At 39.5% G+C, this 19,050-nt stretch carries 15 protein-coding genes; 1 reads left to right on the plus strand and 14 read right to left on the minus strand.

Features of this window, described 5'->3' with window-relative positions:
* Window positions 1-63: 63 nt before the first annotated feature.
* Together leuS and VRHSUH09_RS01615 are read right to left on the minus strand one after the other, a co-directional pair.
* A complete protein-coding gene (leuS, locus tag VRHSUH09_RS01610) occupies window positions 64-2,532 on the minus strand; it encodes a leucine--tRNA ligase (protein ID WP_105081184.1) in 2,469 nt (822 codons plus the stop codon).
* Between the two features lie 90 nt (window positions 2,533-2,622).
* Window positions 2,623-4,227 (minus strand): glycosyl hydrolase family 18 protein, encoded by a 1,605-nt coding sequence (locus tag VRHSUH09_RS01615; protein ID WP_245875971.1) that lies wholly within the window; start codon window positions 4,225-4,227, stop codon window positions 2,623-2,625.
* A gap of 156 nt (window positions 4,228-4,383) precedes the next feature.
* On the opposite strand from VRHSUH09_RS01615, the gene lgt reads away from it, so the two are divergent.
* On the plus strand, window positions 4,384-5,208 hold the full coding sequence (lgt, locus tag VRHSUH09_RS01620) for a prolipoprotein diacylglyceryl transferase (RefSeq protein ID WP_105081185.1): 825 nt from the start codon (window positions 4,384-4,386) through the stop codon (window positions 5,206-5,208).
* A 130-nt stretch (window positions 5,209-5,338) separates the two neighbouring features.
* On the opposite strand, the gene trmFO is transcribed toward lgt, so the two are convergent.
* The 12 genes from trmFO to VRHSUH09_RS01680 all read right to left on the minus strand — a co-directional run bounded on the left by trmFO (window position 5,339) and on the right by VRHSUH09_RS01680 (window position 19,008).
* On the minus strand, window positions 5,339-6,655 hold the full coding sequence (gene trmFO, locus VRHSUH09_RS01625; protein WP_105081186.1) for a methylenetetrahydrofolate--tRNA-(uracil(54)-C(5))-methyltransferase (FADH(2)-oxidizing) TrmFO: 1,317 nt from the start codon (window positions 6,653-6,655) through the stop codon (window positions 5,339-5,341).
* On the minus strand, window positions 6,648-9,074 hold the full coding sequence (gene topA, locus VRHSUH09_RS01630; protein WP_105081187.1) for a type I DNA topoisomerase: 2,427 nt from the start codon (window positions 9,072-9,074) through the stop codon (window positions 6,648-6,650). Before topA ends, trmFO begins: the two co-directional genes overlap by 8 nt.
* Window positions 9,064-10,290 carry a DNA-processing protein DprA gene (gene dprA / locus VRHSUH09_RS01635; RefSeq protein WP_105081188.1) on the minus strand — a complete coding sequence of 409 codons (1,227 nt, stop codon included), beginning with the start codon at window positions 10,288-10,290 and terminating at the stop codon, window positions 9,064-9,066. The genes topA and dprA overlap by 11 nt, the downstream gene beginning before the upstream one ends.
* Window positions 10,291-10,298: 8 nt before the next feature.
* Window positions 10,299-11,879 carry a YifB family Mg chelatase-like AAA ATPase gene (locus VRHSUH09_RS01640; RefSeq protein WP_105081189.1) on the minus strand — a complete coding sequence of 527 codons (1,581 nt, stop codon included), beginning with the start codon at window positions 11,877-11,879 and terminating at the stop codon, window positions 10,299-10,301.
* 11 nt (window positions 11,880-11,890) lie between these two features.
* A complete protein-coding gene (locus tag VRHSUH09_RS01645) occupies window positions 11,891-12,289 on the minus strand; it encodes a YraN family protein (protein WP_105081190.1) in 399 nt (132 codons plus the stop codon).
* A 286-nt stretch (window positions 12,290-12,575) separates the two neighbouring features.
* Window positions 12,576-13,373 (minus strand): ribonuclease HII, encoded by a 798-nt coding sequence (locus VRHSUH09_RS01650; protein ID WP_054747630.1) that lies wholly within the window; start codon window positions 13,371-13,373, stop codon window positions 12,576-12,578.
* Window positions 13,366-14,271 carry a ribosome biogenesis GTPase YlqF gene (ylqF, locus tag VRHSUH09_RS01655; protein WP_054747628.1) on the minus strand — a complete coding sequence of 302 codons (906 nt, stop codon included), beginning with the start codon at window positions 14,269-14,271 and terminating at the stop codon, window positions 13,366-13,368. The genes VRHSUH09_RS01650 and ylqF overlap by 8 nt, the downstream gene beginning before the upstream one ends.
* 67 nt (window positions 14,272-14,338) lie before the next feature.
* Complete coding sequence (gene rplS / locus VRHSUH09_RS01660; protein ID WP_004695921.1) at window positions 14,339-14,680, minus strand: 50S ribosomal protein L19; 342 nt, start codon at window positions 14,678-14,680, stop codon at window positions 14,339-14,341.
* A gap of 131 nt (window positions 14,681-14,811) precedes the next feature.
* The gene (locus VRHSUH09_RS01665) at window positions 14,812-15,198 is read right to left on the minus strand and encodes a MarR family winged helix-turn-helix transcriptional regulator (RefSeq protein ID WP_105081191.1); all 387 of its coding nucleotides are present in this window, start codon (window positions 15,196-15,198) and stop codon (window positions 14,812-14,814) included.
* Between the two features lie 169 nt (window positions 15,199-15,367).
* Window positions 15,368-17,419, minus strand: a complete 2,052-nt coding sequence (gene glyS, locus VRHSUH09_RS01670; protein ID WP_105081192.1) for a glycine--tRNA ligase subunit beta — start codon at window positions 17,417-17,419, stop codon at window positions 15,368-15,370.
* 1 nt (window position 17,420) lies between these two features.
* Window positions 17,421-18,296, minus strand: coding sequence for a glycine--tRNA ligase subunit alpha (gene glyQ, locus VRHSUH09_RS01675; RefSeq protein WP_054747626.1), 876 nt, complete (start codon window positions 18,294-18,296; stop codon window positions 17,421-17,423).
* A 541-nt stretch (window positions 18,297-18,837) separates the two neighbouring features.
* A complete protein-coding gene (locus VRHSUH09_RS01680) occupies window positions 18,838-19,008 on the minus strand; it encodes a hypothetical protein (protein ID WP_245875972.1) in 171 nt (56 codons plus the stop codon).
* Window positions 19,009-19,050 lie beyond the last annotated feature (42 nt).

Genomic DNA, 19,050 nt, shown 5'->3' on the forward strand with positions numbered 1-19,050 from the left:
AAAAATAAGCCCCCTTCTACCTATGTAGTTGGGGGCTTACATTATTAAACGAATAGAATATCGTTATTTAACAACGATATTTACAAGTTTACCAGGAACATAAATAACTTTTACGATATTTTTACCTTCCGTAAACTCTTGAACACGGCTAGATTCTTTAGCCATTGTTTCTAATTCTTCTTTCGTAATATTTACGGAAACAGTAAGTTTATCACGAACTTTACCATTTACTTGCAATACTACTTCTACTTCGTCTACTACAAGAGCAGATTCTTCGTATACAGGCCAGTTTTCAGTATGGATGGATGTAGTTTCACCCAATTCATGCCACAACTCTTCTGTAATATGAGGGACGAATGGTGCTAAAAGAAGTAATAAGGAACGAGTCAATTCATTAGCCAAAGCGCTATTGATTGTTTCAGCTTTGTCCTTATGAGCATACATAGCATTTACAAGTTCCATGATAGCAGAAATAGCTGTATTGAAGTTAAAGTTGTTATCCAGATCTTCTGTAACTTTTTTGATAACGCGGTGTAACTCACGACGCAATGCGAATTCGTCTTTTGTAAGTTCACCAGTTACATTTTTCTTACCTTCTTCGTTGTACGCATCAACAATACGCCATACACGACCTAAGAAACGATAAGAGCCTTCAACACCTTGGTCGGACCAATCAAGGTCACGATCTACAGGAGCCGCAAATAGAATGAACAAGCGTGCCGTATCTGCACCATAAGTATTGATAATTTCTTCAGGAGAAACTACATTACCTTTGGATTTAGACATTTTGCTGCCTTCTTTAAGTACCATACCTTGTGTTAACAAACCACGGAATGGTTCACTAGCTTCGATAAGACCTAAATCGTGAATAACTTTCACAAAGAATCGAGAGTACAGCAAGTGCAAAATAGCATGTTCAATACCACCGATATATTGGTCTACATTCATCCAGTAGTTAGCAATTTTTTTATCGAATGGAGCTTGGTCATTTTTCGCATCTGCATAGCGTAAGAAGTACCAAGAGGAGTCGATGAAAGTATCCATTGTATCTGTTTCACGATGTGCTGGACCACCACATTTAGGGCATGTAGTGTGCAAGAAACTTTCAGATGTAGCCAATGGAGATACGGCACCAGATTCAAATGTAACATCCTCTGGCAAGCGTACTGGCAACTCTTCTTCAGGAACGAGTTGTTCACCACATTTTTCACAGTATACTACAGGAATTGGCACGCCCCAATAACGTTGACGAGAAATCAACCAGTCACGAAGACGGAAGTTTACTTTACCTTCACCAATGCCTCGCTCATTAAGTGCAGCTGTAATATTTTTACGAGCCTCTTCAGATGTTTGGTCATTAAATTCACCAGAGTTAACTAGGATACCATCTTCATGGTACCATTCTTGCCATTTTTCAAGGCTATATTCTTCACCTTCACGAGCAACAACTTGTTTAATAGGCAAATCATATTTATGAGCAAATTCCCAGTCCCGTTCATCATGTGCAGGGGAACCCATTACAGCACCAGTACCATAGTCTACTAATACATAGTTTGCAATCCAAACTGGAACTTGTTCACCAGACATAGGATTTACTGCATAGGAACCAGTAAACATACCTTCTTTAGGTGTATCTGTAGATGTACGATCGATGTCGCTCATATTGCGCATACGCGTAATGAAAGCTTCTAATTCAGCTTTATTAGGAGCATTTTCAATAATGCGTTCTACATATGGATGTTCAGGAGCCAATACAACATAGCTTACGCCATAAATCGTATCCACACGAGTTGTATATACAGCTACACGTTCATTAATGGATGGTACTTCGAAGGAGAATTCTGTACCTTCAGAGCGGCCAATCCAGTTTTTTTGCATCAATTTAACGCGTTGTGGCCAGTGATCAAGAGTATCCAAATCAGTTAACAAGCGATCCGCATATTCAGTGATGCGCAAGAACCATTGAGACAAATCTTTTTTCTCAACAGTATTGTCACAACGCCAGCAAGCGCCGTCGATTACTTGTTCATTTGCCAATACAGTATGGCACGTTTCACACCAGTTTACTTTAGCTTCTTTTTTGTATGCTAAGCCTTTTTTATAAAACTGTTGGAAGAACCATTGCGTCCATTTGTAGTAATCTTCTTTGCAAGTTGCTACTTCGCGGTCCCAGTCGTAGGACAAACCAAGTGCTTTTTGTTGCAATTTCATGTTCTCGATGTTATCAAGAGTCCATGTTTTAGGTGCAATACCATGCTTGATAGCCGCATTTTCTGCAGGCATACCAAAGGAGTCCCACCCCATTGGATGCAACACGTTAAAGCCCTTCATTTTTTTGAAACGAGCTACTACATCACCAATGGAATAGTTACGCACGTGACCCATGTGTAAATTACCAGATGGGTACGGAAACATTTCTAATACATAGTATTTTTCTTTAGATTCATCGTATTCTGTTTTAAATGTATTGTTATCTTCCCAATACTGTTGCCACTTTTTCTCAAGATCTTGGGCTACATATTTTTCGTTCATGTAGGAGCCTCCTCATATGGACAACCTCATTAGTTGCCGTTTTATAATCAATGTTTTTATTTTACTACTTCAAGTAAAAGCAGTCAAACACTAGCGTTTTACTACTTGTACAGATTTTGATAAGCGTTTTTTCTCTGCCTTAGCTTCTTCAGCTTGACGTTTTTTCTCAGCTTTTGCTTGTTCAGCTTCTTCTTTAGCTTTTCGTTTTGCTGCTTCTTTTTCTTCTTTAGCCTTGCGTTTCGCTTCTGCTTTAGCAGCTTTAGCCTTTTCTTTTTCCTCTAAGCGCAGTTTGTATTGTTCAAGCTTAGTTAATGGTTTTGTTTCCTCTACTACAGGTTCAGGAATATCTACGGTATCGGATTTAGGAATGCCACGACCTAAGTCTTTACCTTGAATCATAGCGATAGTAGATTCGTCTTCAAAACCTTTACGCCATGCAGCAAAACCACCGAGCTGTAATTCTTTTACAAGGTCTAATTTTAAGCCTAAAGAAGTATTATCTTCAAACCAGATACGGTCAGAACCAGAGCCAGTTGGGATAGATAAATAATATAATTTTAATCGATCATCCCAGGTCATTTTATCTTTGTGGTTTGTAAAGTAAGTACCAGTATTCTTCATAGCCAATGTTTCGCCCTTAGCATAGCCATTTGTATCATGCCATAAGCGCATGTAGAATGGTACACCAAGCACTAACTTATGAGATGGAACCTCGGAAAGCATTCTTTCAGTATGGTTACGAACCCAAGGATAACTTGCTACAGGACCAGCTGTAGTACTCTTAGCCCATGTTTCGTCATAAGCCATAAGAACCACATAGTCTACGGAATTAGCAAAGGCACTGCGGTTATACACCAAAGACCATTCAGGACTATCAGAATACCCCGTTACATCGATAGATGTTTTAATATTGTATTGGTGTAGATGGTTAGACAAATACGCTACAAAAGTTGTTAAACGATCGCGGTCAGCATAGTCGATATTTTCAAAGTCGAAGTTATAACCATCAAAACCATAAATATAAGCATATTGAACAAGATTATGAGCATATTTTTTCCATACTGATTGGTCTGCTAAAATGCCACTTGTAAAGTCTGGATCAAAACGATTCGTAATCAATGGCCATACGTGGTAACCCTTACCTTTATAGGCATTAACATAATCAATGTTTACATTTGGGCTAGCCTCAAGACCTAAACTATGTAATTTAAACCAGCTAGGGGAAATGATGTTATCCCCACTCGTATTAAGTTTAGCTTGGTATGGTGCCCCCTCTGTAGGCCATGGGTCAAATGCCCAAGACAATGGAGTTTGCAATGTATAAGGGGCTTTTACCGTTGAAGCTTGCGAAGCAGGACCTAATGTTAATTGTCCATTAGTTTTTGTATAACTAACACCAAGCATTGCTGGATCAGACTCGATATCAACATAGGTAATACCATTTTGTTTAGTAATAGGCAATTTAACGGGTTCACCAACGGCTGATGGATTTAATACAACCATATTACCTTGTAATTCTGTTTGAGGCACATACACCGTATATGCTGTTTTATATTGATTTGCTTCGTAATGACGCGTTGTTGTCGCTAGAAATTGTTCTAACGGTACCAATACCTCTGCCTGTACGGCAGTCGTAGATAATGCAGACATTACTAAAGCTGTTAATGATTTTAAAATAGTAGATTTGCGAATCATGTACTCTCCTAACTCTAGTTCCCATACTGGGATACAATATCAATCTCTATATTATACCATATTATATAGAGTTCATCTCTTTTCTTGCATGAAGAGTGTATGTAATTTATAATTTAATTTATGTACTAATAAAAATTATCACATAAGGAGTTTCATATGCATCAATATTTATTTTTTATAGGGGACTTCCCCATTAGAGCCTACGGCGTTATGTTGGCCTTGGCTATCATCTGCGGCGCCTCAGTGGCGTATGTACTGTTAAAGAAAGATGGTCGTGGTTGGCATGAGCACATCATTGATTTCTCCATTACAGTTGCTGTAGCAGGCCTCATCGGTGCTCGCCTATGGGACGTATTCTTCTTTGACTGGGATTATTATGGTAATCATTTATTAGAAATCCCCTTCGTTTGGCAAGGTGGTATGGCTATCCAAGGTGGTGTTGTACTAGGTACAATTGCGGGCTACTGGTATCTTCGTAAGAACAATATCGACTTCTGGGCCTTTGCCGATCTATTTGCACCAGCATTGATTTTGGCACAATCTGTAGGCCGTATGGCAAATCTTTTAAACGGCGATGCTTTCGGTCATCCTACGGGTGGTAATTATGGTATTATCTATCCTGAAAGTACCCTTGCGTACCGCACCTACGGCAATCAACCACTATGGCCTGCGGAAGTATGGGAAGGTCAGATCGATATTCTTATCTTTGTTGCCCTTTTATTATTTGGTTCCTTCAAACATGCTAAAGGTCAAGTATTTGTCCTATACGCTATTCTCTACTCTACAGCTCGTTTCTTCTTAGAGTTCTTGCGTGGCGATTATGTTAATCTAACATTAGGTTTAAAATCTGCTCAAATGACTAGCCTCGTAGCAATCATTGTGGGCATCTGTGTATTTATCTATCTAGGATATCTAGAAAAGAAAAATCAAACAGTAACTGTTGCTACAGAGCCAACAGTTAAAGCCAAAAAGCGTAAATAAGACAGTAAATAATAAAATCCTTCATTCCTAGGTATGTGAATGAAGGATTTTTTATGTAAGTTATAATTTACGATCGACCTATCAAGTACGATTGACCGAACAAGCTAGATTAATACACAAAAACTTTATCTTATAAATTTTCTTTAGCTTTTAATGCATCCAGCTCTTCTAATGCTCGATTAGCAATCAATGCATTTTTCTCTTTTTTCTTACGCACTTTTTGAGGCCATGGATCCATGATGCCAAAGTTGACATTCATCGGTTGGAAGTTAGAGCCTTCGTATTTAGAAATATAGTGGCTGAGAGAGCCGATCGCCGTAGTTTTAGGGAAATCAATAAATGAGCGTTCCGCTAAATAACGTTCTACTTGAAGACCTACCATGAGACCACTCGCAGCAGATTCTAAATACCCTTCTACGCCTGTCATTTGACCAGCGAAGAATAGGCGTGGTTCCTTTTTAAGTTGGAATGCATGATTCAATAACTCAGGAGAGTTAATATATGTATTGCGGTGCATGACGCCATAACGGATAAATTCAGCATTTTCAAGACCTGGAATCATACCAAATACGCGCTTTTGTTCGCCCCATTTTAAATGAGTTTGGAAGCCTACCAAGTTAAACATGGTGCCTTCTTTATTCTCCTTACGCAATTGTACTACTGCATAAGATTCCTCATTAGTCCGTTTATCTACTAAACCAACTGGTTTAAGTGGACCATAGCGCAATGTATCTTCCCCACGGCTAGCCATAATTTCTACGGGCATACAACCTTCAAAGTAAATTTCCTTTTCAAAATCCTTTGGTTGCACAGCTTCAGCCGTAGTGAGTTCATGCCAGAATGCTTTATATTCCTCTTCTGTCATAGGACAGTTAAGGTAATCTGCATCGCCCTTGTCGTAACGAGATGCGGCAAATACTTTGTCATAATTTAAAGATTCTGCCGTAACAATAGGCGCTGCTGCATCGTAGAAGTAAAAACCTGTTTCACCTGTTAAGGCTTTAATCTTATCTCCTAATGCTTCAGACGTAAGTGGACCTGAAGCAAAGATTACAGTGCCTTCAGCAGGAATCTCAGTTACCTCTTCATTGTGAACTGTAATATTAGGATGTCCCTTTACCTTCTTCGTCACCATTTCACTAAACAAATGACGATCAACGGCCAAGGCACCACCGGCAGGTACAGCAGTTGCATCAGCACATTCCATAATAAGAGAACCTAAACGACGCATTTCTTCTTTTAAAAGACCTACTGCATTTTCAATATTGCCAGCTCGCAAGGAGTTACTACATACGAGCTCTGCAAATTGATCTGTTTGGTGCGCAGGAGAACTCTTCAGGGGGCGCATTTCATATAAGTCTACATGAATGCCACGATTAGCGAGTTGCCAAGCCGCCTCAGAACCTGCTAGGCCCGCACCAATAACAATAACATTTTTATTATTCAACTGTTGTTTCCTCTTTTTTAGCTTTGCTAGACTTTTTAGCTCCTTTAGATTCTTTAGATTCTTTAGATTTTTTAGATTCTTTAGAATCTTTAGACTCTTTTACAGTTTCTTCAGTAGCTTCGCTTTTTTTCTTTCTTGTTTTCTTTGGTGGTCTAGTTGGACATGTTTCATTGGAACAGAACTTTTTAGTTGTACCATTTTTATATGTCTTTTCAACCATAATAGAACCACATGTTTCACAGAAATCATGGGTTGGTTTATCCCATAATGTAAAGTCACATTGTGGATATCGATTACAGCCGTAGAATAGACGACCTCGACGAGACTTACGCTCTACGATTTCCCCTTCCTTACATTTAGGGCAAGTTACACCTGTACCTACTGTAATAGGTTTAGTATTTTTACATTCTGGGAAGTTAGAACATGCTAGGAACTTACCATAGCGACCAAATTTATATACCATTGGGCTATTGCAAAGTTCACAAGTTTCATCACTTTCCATAGATGCAATTTCAATGCGATCTACATCGCTCGCATCTTCTAACTCCTGAGCAAATACTTCGTAGAAGTCAGATAGTACTTTTACATACGTATCCTTACCAGATGCAATTGCATCAAGCTCTTCTTCAAGGTCTCGCGTAAAGCCAGTATTGATGATCTTTTCAAAGTAGGCTATCAAGAAGTCTACCACCACAAAGCCTAACTCTGTTGGAACAAATTGTTTATTCGTATTCTCTACATAGTTACGACTAACGATAGTATCTAAAATTGGTGCATACGTACTAGGACGACCAATACCGAGTTCTTCTAGTGTTTTGATAAGACTCGCCTCAGAGTAACGAGGAGGTGGTTGCGTGAAATGTTGTTCAGGCAATACCTCTACCGTATGGGCTACATCATTCTTTTTAAGCCCGGGCAATTGAGGAGCATCCTCTTTTTTTACATCTTCATAAACGGCGCTAAAGCCAGGGAAGATAACACGAGAGCCTGTCGCTTTAAATGTGTAATCATTTTGAACAGTCAACTCAATGGTTGTAGATTCATTTTGTTGTGGTGCCATTTGGCTCGCCATAAAACGATTCCAAATTAACGTATACAGCTTAAGTTCATCACGACTCAAGAATGGCTCAACCATCTTAGGTGTTAACTCGAGAGATGTGGGACGAATTGCTTCGTGTGCATCTTGAGCAGAACCTTTTGAACCGTACACATTTGGTTTAGACGGATAATAGTCTTCCCCATAATTGCGAAGGATAAAGTCCTTAGCCGTTTCTTGCATCTCTTTAGAGATACGCGTAGAGTCTGTACGCATGTACGTAATCAAACCTACGTGACCATAGGAACCGATTTCAAGACCTTCGTAAAGATGTTGTGCAATCATCATGGTACGCTTCGCACCAAAGTTCAATTTACGCACACCATCTTGTTGCAACGTAGACGTTGTAAACGGAGGTGCCGCTTTACGAGAACGCTTGCGCTTCTCAATATTTCTCACTACTGCATCGGCTCCACCAATAGCATCTACTACGGCTTGTGCTTCACTTTCAGTAGTAATATCGATTTTTTCACCTTTAATATGAGTTAATTCTGCTGTGAAAGCCTCTTTTTTAGGTGTTTCAAAATTGCCTTCAATAGTCCAATATTCTTGTGGAACGAAAGCTTGAATTTCTCGCTCTCTTTCACAGATAAGTCGAACTGCAACGGATTGCACACGACCTGCACTAAGGCCTTTACAAACCTTTTTCCATAACAAAGGACTCAATTTATAGCCTACGATACGGTCTAATACACGGCGTGCTTGTTGGGCATCAACCATGTTCATATCGATAGTACGTGGAGATTCTAAGGCCTCTGCTACGGCATTTTTAGTAATCTCATTGAACGTAATACGACATGTAGATGTAGGATCTACATTTAGAATGTACGCTAAATGCCAAGAAATAGCTTCCCCTTCGCGGTCAGGGTCAGTTGCGAGCAATACGGCACTACTTTCATCGGCGTAGGAAACGAGTTCATCAATAACCTTTTTACGAGTTACCAAATTACTATAACGGGGCGTAAAATCATGTTCGATATCGATGCCCATTTGAGACTTTGGTAAATCTCGTAAGTGGCCCATACTCGCCTTTACAACATAGTTAGGACCTAAGAATTTTTCAATTGTTTTAGATTTAGCAGGAGACTCTACGATAACCAACACTTTGCCATCAGGTTTATAAACTCGTGGTTCCCGTTGCTCTGGTGGCACGGACGTTTGTAGTACAGATTTATCCCGTACAATACCCATGGGAGTAAGGGCTTCTTTTGCAACCCTACGCTTTATCGTAGTACTCTCTTTCTTAGTACTTTTCTTTTTAGTATCTTTACTAGTACTAGCTGCTTTCGGCTCGCCAATAACGATTGATCGTTTAATGGACAAGTATATCACTCCTAGTCATATTAATATAGCCTCTCGGCGGATGATTCTCTATAGCCCCTTCCATTTCTAACTCTAGTAATAAGGGCTGCAGTTGTTGTAATGGAATAGAGGTCGCTTTCAAAATATCACTAACCGTGATACAACGATCATGAGGTATTTCGCTCAAGATTACACTCCTATCCACATTAAAGCTTAACATAGAGAGCCCTTGTGTATCAACACCCTGAGTATTATTCGCCATTTGATTACTATCTTTTACACCCATAGTATCTCTTTTATTTGGTGGTGAAAGTTTTTCTTCAGTACTAAACATATCTCGCAATGTTAAATGATATTCCTTAACGACGTCCTCATAACCAGTTAATACAAAGGCTCCATTACGCATGAGGAATTTATTGCCATCTGCCGTATGGTCTAATAAATTACAAGGCACCACAAATACATCTCGCCCTTCGCTAACAGCCATATCAGCTGTAATTAATGATCCACTACTTGCTTTTGCCTCTACTACGATTACACCTCTACTAAGGCCGCTAATGATACGATTTCGAGCGGGGAAATGTTTAGCAGATGGTGGCGTACCAGGTGGGTATTCAGATATAAGCAAACCATTGTTTTGTAAGATTCGATCAAATAATTTTGTATTCTCTCGTGGATATGCTATGTCTAGGCCGCAACCCATGACCACAATACCGTATCCCTGACTCGCCAATAAGCCTTCATGACCATGAGTGTCTATACCACGAGCCCCGCCACTGACGATAATAGTGCTGTATTTGCCGAGCTCTTTACCAAGCATTCTCGCCACATTGCGTCCATACAACGAGCATCGCCGTGCCCCTACAAGAGCAATCCGATTTAGCCGTTTATCTAAAAGTGCTCTATTACCTCGCATAAACAATATAGCCGGTGGATTATAAATATGGTTCAAAATAGATGGAAAATCTTTATCTAAAAAGGTAGTAACATCCATCTTATATTCGTTTATTTTATGAATTATATAATCTAACTTTTCATCCTTAGCCGATGATGCTATAGCACGTTTATCAGCGTTAGAAATATGTGTATAAGGCTTTAAATTTTCAACCCTCTTAACGGCTTGCCAAGCATCATAGGGCGACCCAAAATCCTCTATGAAACGCCGTACATATGTGGCTCCCACATTATATAAACTTTGCAAGCCAGCAATATAAATAGTATCATCATATCTAGTCATCTTTACACCTATTTACCTGTTCTAAACAACATAGCCTCAGAAATGTGATGGGCCTCCACTTGTGGATTTCCCTCAAGGTCCGCTATAGTACGAGCCACCTTTAATATGCGGTCAAAGGCACGCCCACTTAAATGAAAGTGATCAAATATATTGCCCAATACACTCCATGCCTTATCAGTAATATGACATAGCTCACTTATGGCCTTATGAGGTACGGCTCCATTAGAATTAAACTCCAAGTGTTCATAACGTTTCTGTTGCAAAGTAGTTGCTAAAATAACTTGTTGTCTCATGCTTTCACTTGTCATAGTAGACGTCGAATTATCTAATAATTGTTCTAGTGTAGGTCTTTCAACGGGAATATGTAAATCAATGCGGTCCATAATAGGCCCTGACAACCGTTGCTGATAGTTTTTAACCATCGTTTCAGTACATATGCATTCCCTATGTGGGTCATGATAATAACCACAGGGACAGGGATTTGCGGCCAATATACAAATAAAATTGGCGGGATACATATAATTGCCTTGAGACCTATTAATAGTAATTGTACGAGACTCTAATGGCTGCCTTAGCGCATCAATAACTTGGCGCTGAAACTCTGGTGCCTCATCCATAAATAAAACACCACCGTGAGCAAGTGTCACTTCCCCAGGGCGGCCTTGTATACCTCCGCCCACCATACTCGCCAAAGTCGCCGTATGATGTGGATGCCTAAAAGGTCTACTTTTAACGAGTCCCTTATCACCGAGTAAACCCATCACATCTTGGATGCGACTGACCTCAACCATTTCATTCCAAGTCATGGGTGGCAATATGGTCGGTAATCGTTCGGCCATCATCGTTTTACCACCACCGGGCGGACCTATCATAATACAATGATGATGTCCTGCAGCGCTGATGAGCATGGCTCGCTTACCAAGCTCTTGACCTTGTACATCACCAAAATCTACATCATACGTAGTATTATGGTTTTTATTATCCATCATATTTGTTAATATCTCATCTTGATGTTTCTCTATTTGTACCTTTTTGGAAGTTGAAATAGATTTAGATTTAACCTGGTCTTCTAAGACGGTAATAATATCTTGTAAAGAAGACTCGCCATATATAGTAAGATTTGGAATAGCTTTTAGATTATTTCCATTTTCTACGCTTGTATATATTGTAGAGTAATTAGCTTCTAACCCTGCCAATGACATCGCCAAGGTTCCAAAGGTCGGTAGCAATGAGCCATCTAAGGCTAGCTCACCCATAAATAGACATCTATTCAATAAAGCTGAAATATTAGCTTTACGCCCCTTTATCTGCCCCGATGCAATGAGAACCCCTAAAGCAATCGCTAAATCGAGTCCTGCGCTACTTTTACGAATTGTAGCAGGTGCTAGATTGACTACGATACGCCTCATAGGGAAGTCATAGCCACTATTTTTAATAGCCGCCCTTACACGTTCTCGAGCTTCCTTTACGGACTGATTAGGCAGTCCTACGATATCAAATACAGGTAAACCTTGTGATATATCGACCTCTACCGTAATAATGCATCCGTCTATACCATGTAAGGTGGCTCCATAAAGTTTTGCATACATAAGAAACCTCACTAAAAGCACTGCGGCAAATAATGGATAGAACTTTGAAAGTCCTCATGAAGATACACCTCTATAACATCAAAGGATATTTCTTTCCAGTGCCGTTTCTTTTGATGTAGATCATATAAAAATAACATGGCCGCTCGTTTAATATGCTTTTGTTTCTTTTTAGTAACCGCCTCACGTGCCAATCCATGTTGCATGCCACGACGAGCTTTAATTTCAATAAAGTGATACACTAAATCACGTTTAGCAATGATATCGATTTCCCCTAACCTCGTTCGATAATTTGTATCTACTACGGTAAGACCTAACTTTTCAATATACTTGGTAGCAATGCGTTCTCCCCATTTACCAAGCTCTTTAGAGTCTAGTTCATTAAATGCTTTACCTGTACTAATGGTCTTCATATATACCTCCTATTTAGGTGTATTAACTACAATAACCTTCTGAATTGTACTATTCAAAGTATCTCTAAACCTTCAACAGGTAATACTTACTTGTAGCGTAGAATATGAATGCTGTAAAAGTAAATACAAAAGAGGTTCCTAATAGTCACATAGGTGACCAATAGGAACCTCTTTACGGTTACGAACTATATGCAACTTGTAATGATACAACTAATACAACTAATACAATTAATACAAATATAGAACTTAATTTACTAGTCGAATCATAAAATAAATTTATTAAGAATCACTCTGGCTTAACCCAACGAACGATAGATTTTATCGGTTCAAAGCTCTTGCGATGAAGTGGTGTTACCCCTTGTTGTTCTACCGCTTCTTTATGAAGCTCAGTATAGTATCCCTTGTGGATACCAAAGCCATAACCAGGGTATTCCTCATCGAGCTGTTTCATATAACGATCTCGCGTAACCTTAGCAATGATGGATGCAGCCGCAATATTAGCACTTTTACTGTCACCTTTTACGATAGACTCCACAGGAATCGTTAAATCAGGTAGTTTCATAGCATCCGCCACTACTGCTTCCGCTGATACGCTGAGCGTGCGAATCGCCTCATACATAGCCTGACGTGTTGCTTCGTAGATATTGAGCACATCGATCTTTTCTGGACCATAGGAAATACAGCTCACGGCTACTGCTTCTTTCATGATGATATCGTAGAGGGCTTCACGCTTTTCTTCGGTTAGCTTTTTAGAGTCATTCAAACCAGGAATCAATGTCATAGGCGGCAATATAACGGCCGCTACCGTTACAGGTCCTGCAATAGGGCCACGACCTACCTCATCGACACCAGCTACGTGATACATACCTTGATCGTAGAACATACCTTCATAGTCATACATGCTCATGAGGCGTTGTTGTTCTTTTAGCTCTTTTTCTTGGCGTTTAATGTAAGAAGCGGCCAATTTTTGTACAGAACTACGATCGTCCTCTCGGGCTAACGGCAAAATCTCTAAGGCTTGTTCAGTTTCAAAAAGAGCTTTTATATCAGCAACTTTTAATTTACTAAATGTATCCTTATCCATTTTGTGTGTCCTCACCATCTTCAGGATAGTATGGTTCTTCATCCACTTGGTCTAATGTAATGGTACCAAGTTTAGTATTGCGGTAGTCTTGCAAGATAATGCGACGTGCTTTATCGAAATCTACTACGCCACCACTAACGAGACAGCCGCGACGACGACCGATGCTTTCAAGAATAGTATCCACATCTGTCATCTCTTCTTCTTTTAATTTATAACGTTCTACCAAAATATTTGGTGTATTCGTCAATAAATGATTTAATAGCTGTTTCATTACATGCTCTAAGTCGTATACATCATCAGAAACAGCACCCGTCATAGCAAGGCGAGCCGCCGCACGTTGATCCTCTAATTTAGGCCATAATACGCCTGGTGTATCGAGCAATTCAAGGTTTTTACCGATTTTAACCCATTGTTGACCACGGGTATGACCAGCTTTGTTAGCTGTACGCGTTGCTGCAGAGCCAGCTAAGGAGTTAATCAACGTAGATTTACCAACGTTAGGAATCCCTAAGATGATAGTACGTACAGAACGACTGCGAATACCTTTTGCGACCCAACGGTCGATGATAGGCTTGCTTAAACGCTCTACAGTGGATATTAACTTCTTATTACCCTTGCCAGACTTAGAGTCGATAGCCAATACGGTGATACCTTGTTTAGTAAAGAATTCAGTCCATTCCTTTGTAGCTTTAGGATCTGCTAAATCTACTTTATTTAACAGTACGATATGAGGTTTCTGACCAACAAGTTCAGTGATTACAGGGTTCGCACTAGAACGAGGAATACGCGCATCTAGTAACTCAATAACTACGTCTACCTTTTTGATATACTCCGTAATCATACGTGTGGCTTTCGCCATATGCCCAGGGAACCAATGTACGATAGGTGAATCTGCCATAGTATTTCCTTTCATATCTAAATTTTAGCAAAAATAAAAGGCTGCCAACGGCAGCCTTTTATGAACATTAGCGTTTTTCGCGAATACGAGCAGCTTTACCAGTAAGGTTACGTAAGTAGTACAATTTAGCACGACGAACAACACCACGGCGCATAACTTCGATTTTAGCTAAGCGTGGGCTGTGAAGTGGGAATGTACGTTCTACACCTACACCGGATGCAATACGACGAACTGTGAAAGTTTCACGTACGCCACCGTTTTGACGTTTAATTACCAAACCTTCGAATACTTGGATACGTTCACGAGTACCTTCCACTACTTTTACGTGTACGCGAACTGTGTCACCAGCGCGGAAAGTAGGGATGTCTGTACGAAGTTGTTCTTGTTCAAGTACGTTAATAATGTTCATTGTTTCCTCCTGTTTGCAGACATTCAATACCTACACCTTATAGGCAGCGGACTGTCTCAAATTAACAGAAATATATTACCATAAATCACGTACTATTAGCAAGTATTTTCTATATAATTTTGAGAATAAAATTATTTTCGTAAAATAGGCCGTTTTAGCTTGCCTAATAAACGATATAACTCCTCTTGTTCCTCTTCAGATAAGTCGGAGAACAACACATTTAAGAATTGGTCATATGAATGCAACAATGATTTGCCTAACCGTTTCCCCTCATCTGTTAAACCTACCACCGATATGCGTTTATCCATAAAGTCGATATGTTTTGTTACATACCCTAATTCAATGAGAATATCCGTCTGCTCAGATACCGTTGCAGGACGCATATTAAGAGCATCTACCAGCTGTTTCTGTGATGCTCCTTGTGACCGCATAAATAATTCAATAATAATTCTATCACGAGACTTTTCTTTGCCACTTGGCACCTTACATAAGGCTTTATATAATTCATCATGATTCATGATCGGGATTCTCCTCATACAACTTTGTATATTATAAGGTATTCGCCACAGCATCCAAAAATCCTGCATAAAATTTGTATATTCTTCGTAAAAGCAAAAAAGAGGCACCGTAAGGTACCTCTTCTCTTATATATCATGGTAAAAGTCGAATCGTTCTTTTACTAATATATTATTTTAATGCGCTAATATCGCCGATAATAGCCATTACACTGTACGCCAAGCGAACAAGTTGCAAACGGTTAGCTTTAATAGCTTCATCTTTGTCCATAACCATTACATCTTCAAAGAATTGGTTAATTGTTGGCACAAGAGTTGCTGGAACTGCTACTACTGCTGCGTAATCACCAGCTTCCCATGCTGCAAGGCTAGCTTCAGATGCTTTAGAAGCGGCTTCAAACAATGCTTTTTCAGTATCTTCTTTCAACAAGTCGCTATTAACACCTGTATATTCTACATCTTTTACAAGATTGTACATACGAGTATAGGCTTGAACAAGCTCAACATTTTCATCGATGCGATTTGCTAACAATGCGTTTACAAGACCTTCTGCATCAGCAACGGACAATTCGTTGTTGGACAACAACAAGTCGATTACATGATGAGGAACTTCGCGATCAAGGAAGATATTTTTCAAGCGAAGTGTGAAGAACTCTTCAACTTGGTTAAGCAATTCTTCTTGTTTATCAGCAGCTACATTCAATAACTCCATGGATGCTTTGAAGATTGGACGCAAGCTGATATTCCATTCGCTACCAAGCAAGATGTTCAAGATTCCAATTGTTTGGCGACGCAATGCATATGGATCTTGAGAGCCTGTAGGGATTAAGCCACGGCTGAAAGTAGCAACGATGTTATCTACTTTATCGATGATGGACAATACTTTACCTGCTTCAGTTTGAGGCAATACATCGCCTGCAAAACGTGGTAAATATTGTTCGAAAATAGCTTCTGCCACTTCTTTGGACTCACCATCAAGTAAAGCGTACTCTTTACCCATCACACCTTGTAGTTCAGTGAACTCTGTAACCATACCTGTAGTAAGGTCAGTTTTAGCAAGCTCTGTAGCACGTTCTAATACAACAGCTGCATCTTCGTGCAAGCCACATTCTTCACCAAATACACGGCCTAATTTAAGCAAGCGTTCAGTTTTATCTGCTAAGTTACCAAGACCTTCTTGGAATACGATTTTAGTCAACCCATCTTGACGGTCGATAAGAGGTTTCTTGCGGTCTTCATTGAAGAAGAATTTAGCATCATCTAGGCGAGCGCGCAATACGCGTTCATTACCAGCTTGAACTACTTCGATGGAATGGTCAGAACCATTGCGCACTGTTAAGAACATTGGCAACAATTTGCCCTCTTGGTCAACCAATGGGAAGTAGCGTTGATGGTCTTTCATTGGTGTAATGATAGCTGCATCAGGAAGTGCCAAGTAGGACTCTTCAAAGCCACCGCACAATGCTGTAGGCCATTCAACAAGATAGTTGATTTCTTCTAACAAATCATCATCCCAAACGATGGATGCATTTTTAGAAGCTGCCATATCATGTAATTGTTTGGAGATCAACTCACGACGTGCGTCTTGATCAACCATAACAAAGTTTTCTTTTAATGTGTCTACATAGGATGCTGCATTCTTAATAGTGATTTCATCAGCGCCTAAGAAACGATGACCACGAGATACATTACCAGATTGAACAGTAGCAAACTCTACAGGAATTACTTCTTCATCAAGTAATGCTACAAGCCAACGTACTGGACGTACAAACTTAGCATCTAAATCGCCCCAATGCATGGATTTAGGGAAGTTAAGGCCTGTAATCAATTGTGGCAACATTTCACTTACGATATCTTTTGCAGGTACGCCTGCAGTTTTAGTTTCAGCGTAAATATAGCCGTCTTCTACAACGAGATCAGCTACATCAAGACCTTTACCGCGAGCAAAGCCGATAGCTGCTTTTGTAGCATTACCGTCAGCATCATATGCGATGGACGCAGATGGACCTTTATGACGTTCGCTGATTTCAGCAGATGCGTCAGCAAGACCTTTCACGATAAGAGCCAAACGACGTGGTGTGCCGTATGTTTCGATGCTTTCAAAAGGAAGATGGGCATCATTTAATTTTGTTTCAGCCAATTGTTTCAATTGACCTAAGATATTTGGCATAAAGCCGGCAGGAATTTCTTCTGCACCGATTTCAAATAACAAATCTTTTGCCATCTTATTTATCTCCTTTCAAAAGTGGGAAACCTAATTCTTCGCGTTTAGCAAGGTATTGCTGTGCACAAATACGAGCTAATGCACGTACACGTCCGATGAAAGCTGTACGTTCGCTGATAGAAATAGCGCCACGGGAATCAAGCAAGTTGAATGTGTGGGAACATTTCAATACATAGTCGTAAGCTGGTAATACATAGCCCGCTTCGCAAACGCGTTTTGCTTCTGCTTCGTACATATCAAACAATTTGAAAAGCATATCTGTATCTGCTAATTCAAAGTTATACACGGATTGCTCAACTTCGTTGGCATGCCAAACATCACCGTATGTAACGTTTTCATTCCATTTAAGATCATATACGTTTTCTACGCCTTGAATATACATAGCCAAACGTTCTAAACCATATGTAATTTCAACGGATACTGGTTTACAGTCGATGGAACCAACTTGTTGGAAATATGTAAACTGAGTTACTTCCATACCGTCGAGCCATACTTCCCAACCAAGGCCCCAAGCGCCCAATGTTGGAGACTCCCAGTTATCCTCAACAAAGCGGATATCGTGATCTTCAGCGTGAATGCCTAGTGCAGCCAAAGATTGTAAGTACAATTCTTGGATATTATCTGGAGATGGTTTCACGATAACTTGGAATTGATGATGTTGGAACAAACGGTTAGGGTTATCACCATAACGACCGTCTGCTGGACGACGAGAAGGTTCTACATAACATACAGCCCATGGTTCAGGACCAATAGCATGTAAGAATGTAGCAGGGTTCATTGTACCTGCACCCTTTTCGATGTCATATGGATTTTGAACGATACAACCTTGATCGCTCCAGAATTTTTGTAGATTTAAAATAATCTCTTGAAATGTCATTGCTGCCTCCACTTTACACAACCGACATAAAATCAACCATTTCGTTACAAACAAAAAAGTCCCTGTAACGAAAAACGTTACAGGGACGAGTATACCCGCGGTTCCACCCTATTTGGCTTGCGCCCTCTTTTTTCTATGTTGGCCTTTACTAACAGATACCTGTGTTCCTGCCAATGCTCTACAGCGCCTTCAACCAAATGTGAGCTTACACCATCCTCACTCGCTAGAGAGGTTTACTACTCTGCTTCATCGCATATATTATACACAATATTGTAGCAATACAGAGGGAAGAATGTCAAACTATTATTTTATACGCGTAAAGCTAGTTTCAACACAATAAAAAATATTGAAAAACAAACAAAAGAAGTTAAGTAAAAATCATAATGGATTGGACTACCTGTTAAAATATCATCTACTATTCCATATAAGATATTAAGTATAGCTAATACTGCAAATCCATATACTATCAATCGTCGCATTATATTTTCCTCTCAATAAGCTAGTAATAATATAAAATTTAACTTTAAATCAAGAAATGTATTTATACTCTTAGAGCAAGTTTTAGTATACCAAAGAATATTAACCAACAAACAAAGAATGCTCCATAAAAATCATAGTGAATTTCGGCACCAGTCATATAGTCATAAGCAATACTATATATTATTGAAATTAAGATAAATAATGCAAATGCATAAAAAAATAATTTTTTCATAATTTTCACCTCAATAGTTCCCAAAGTAGAAAAACTATTCCA

The sequence above is a fragment of the Veillonella rogosae JCM 15642 genome, from assembly GCF_002959775.1.
Classification (GTDB): Bacteria; Bacillota; Negativicutes; order Veillonellales; family Veillonellaceae; genus Veillonella; species Veillonella rogosae.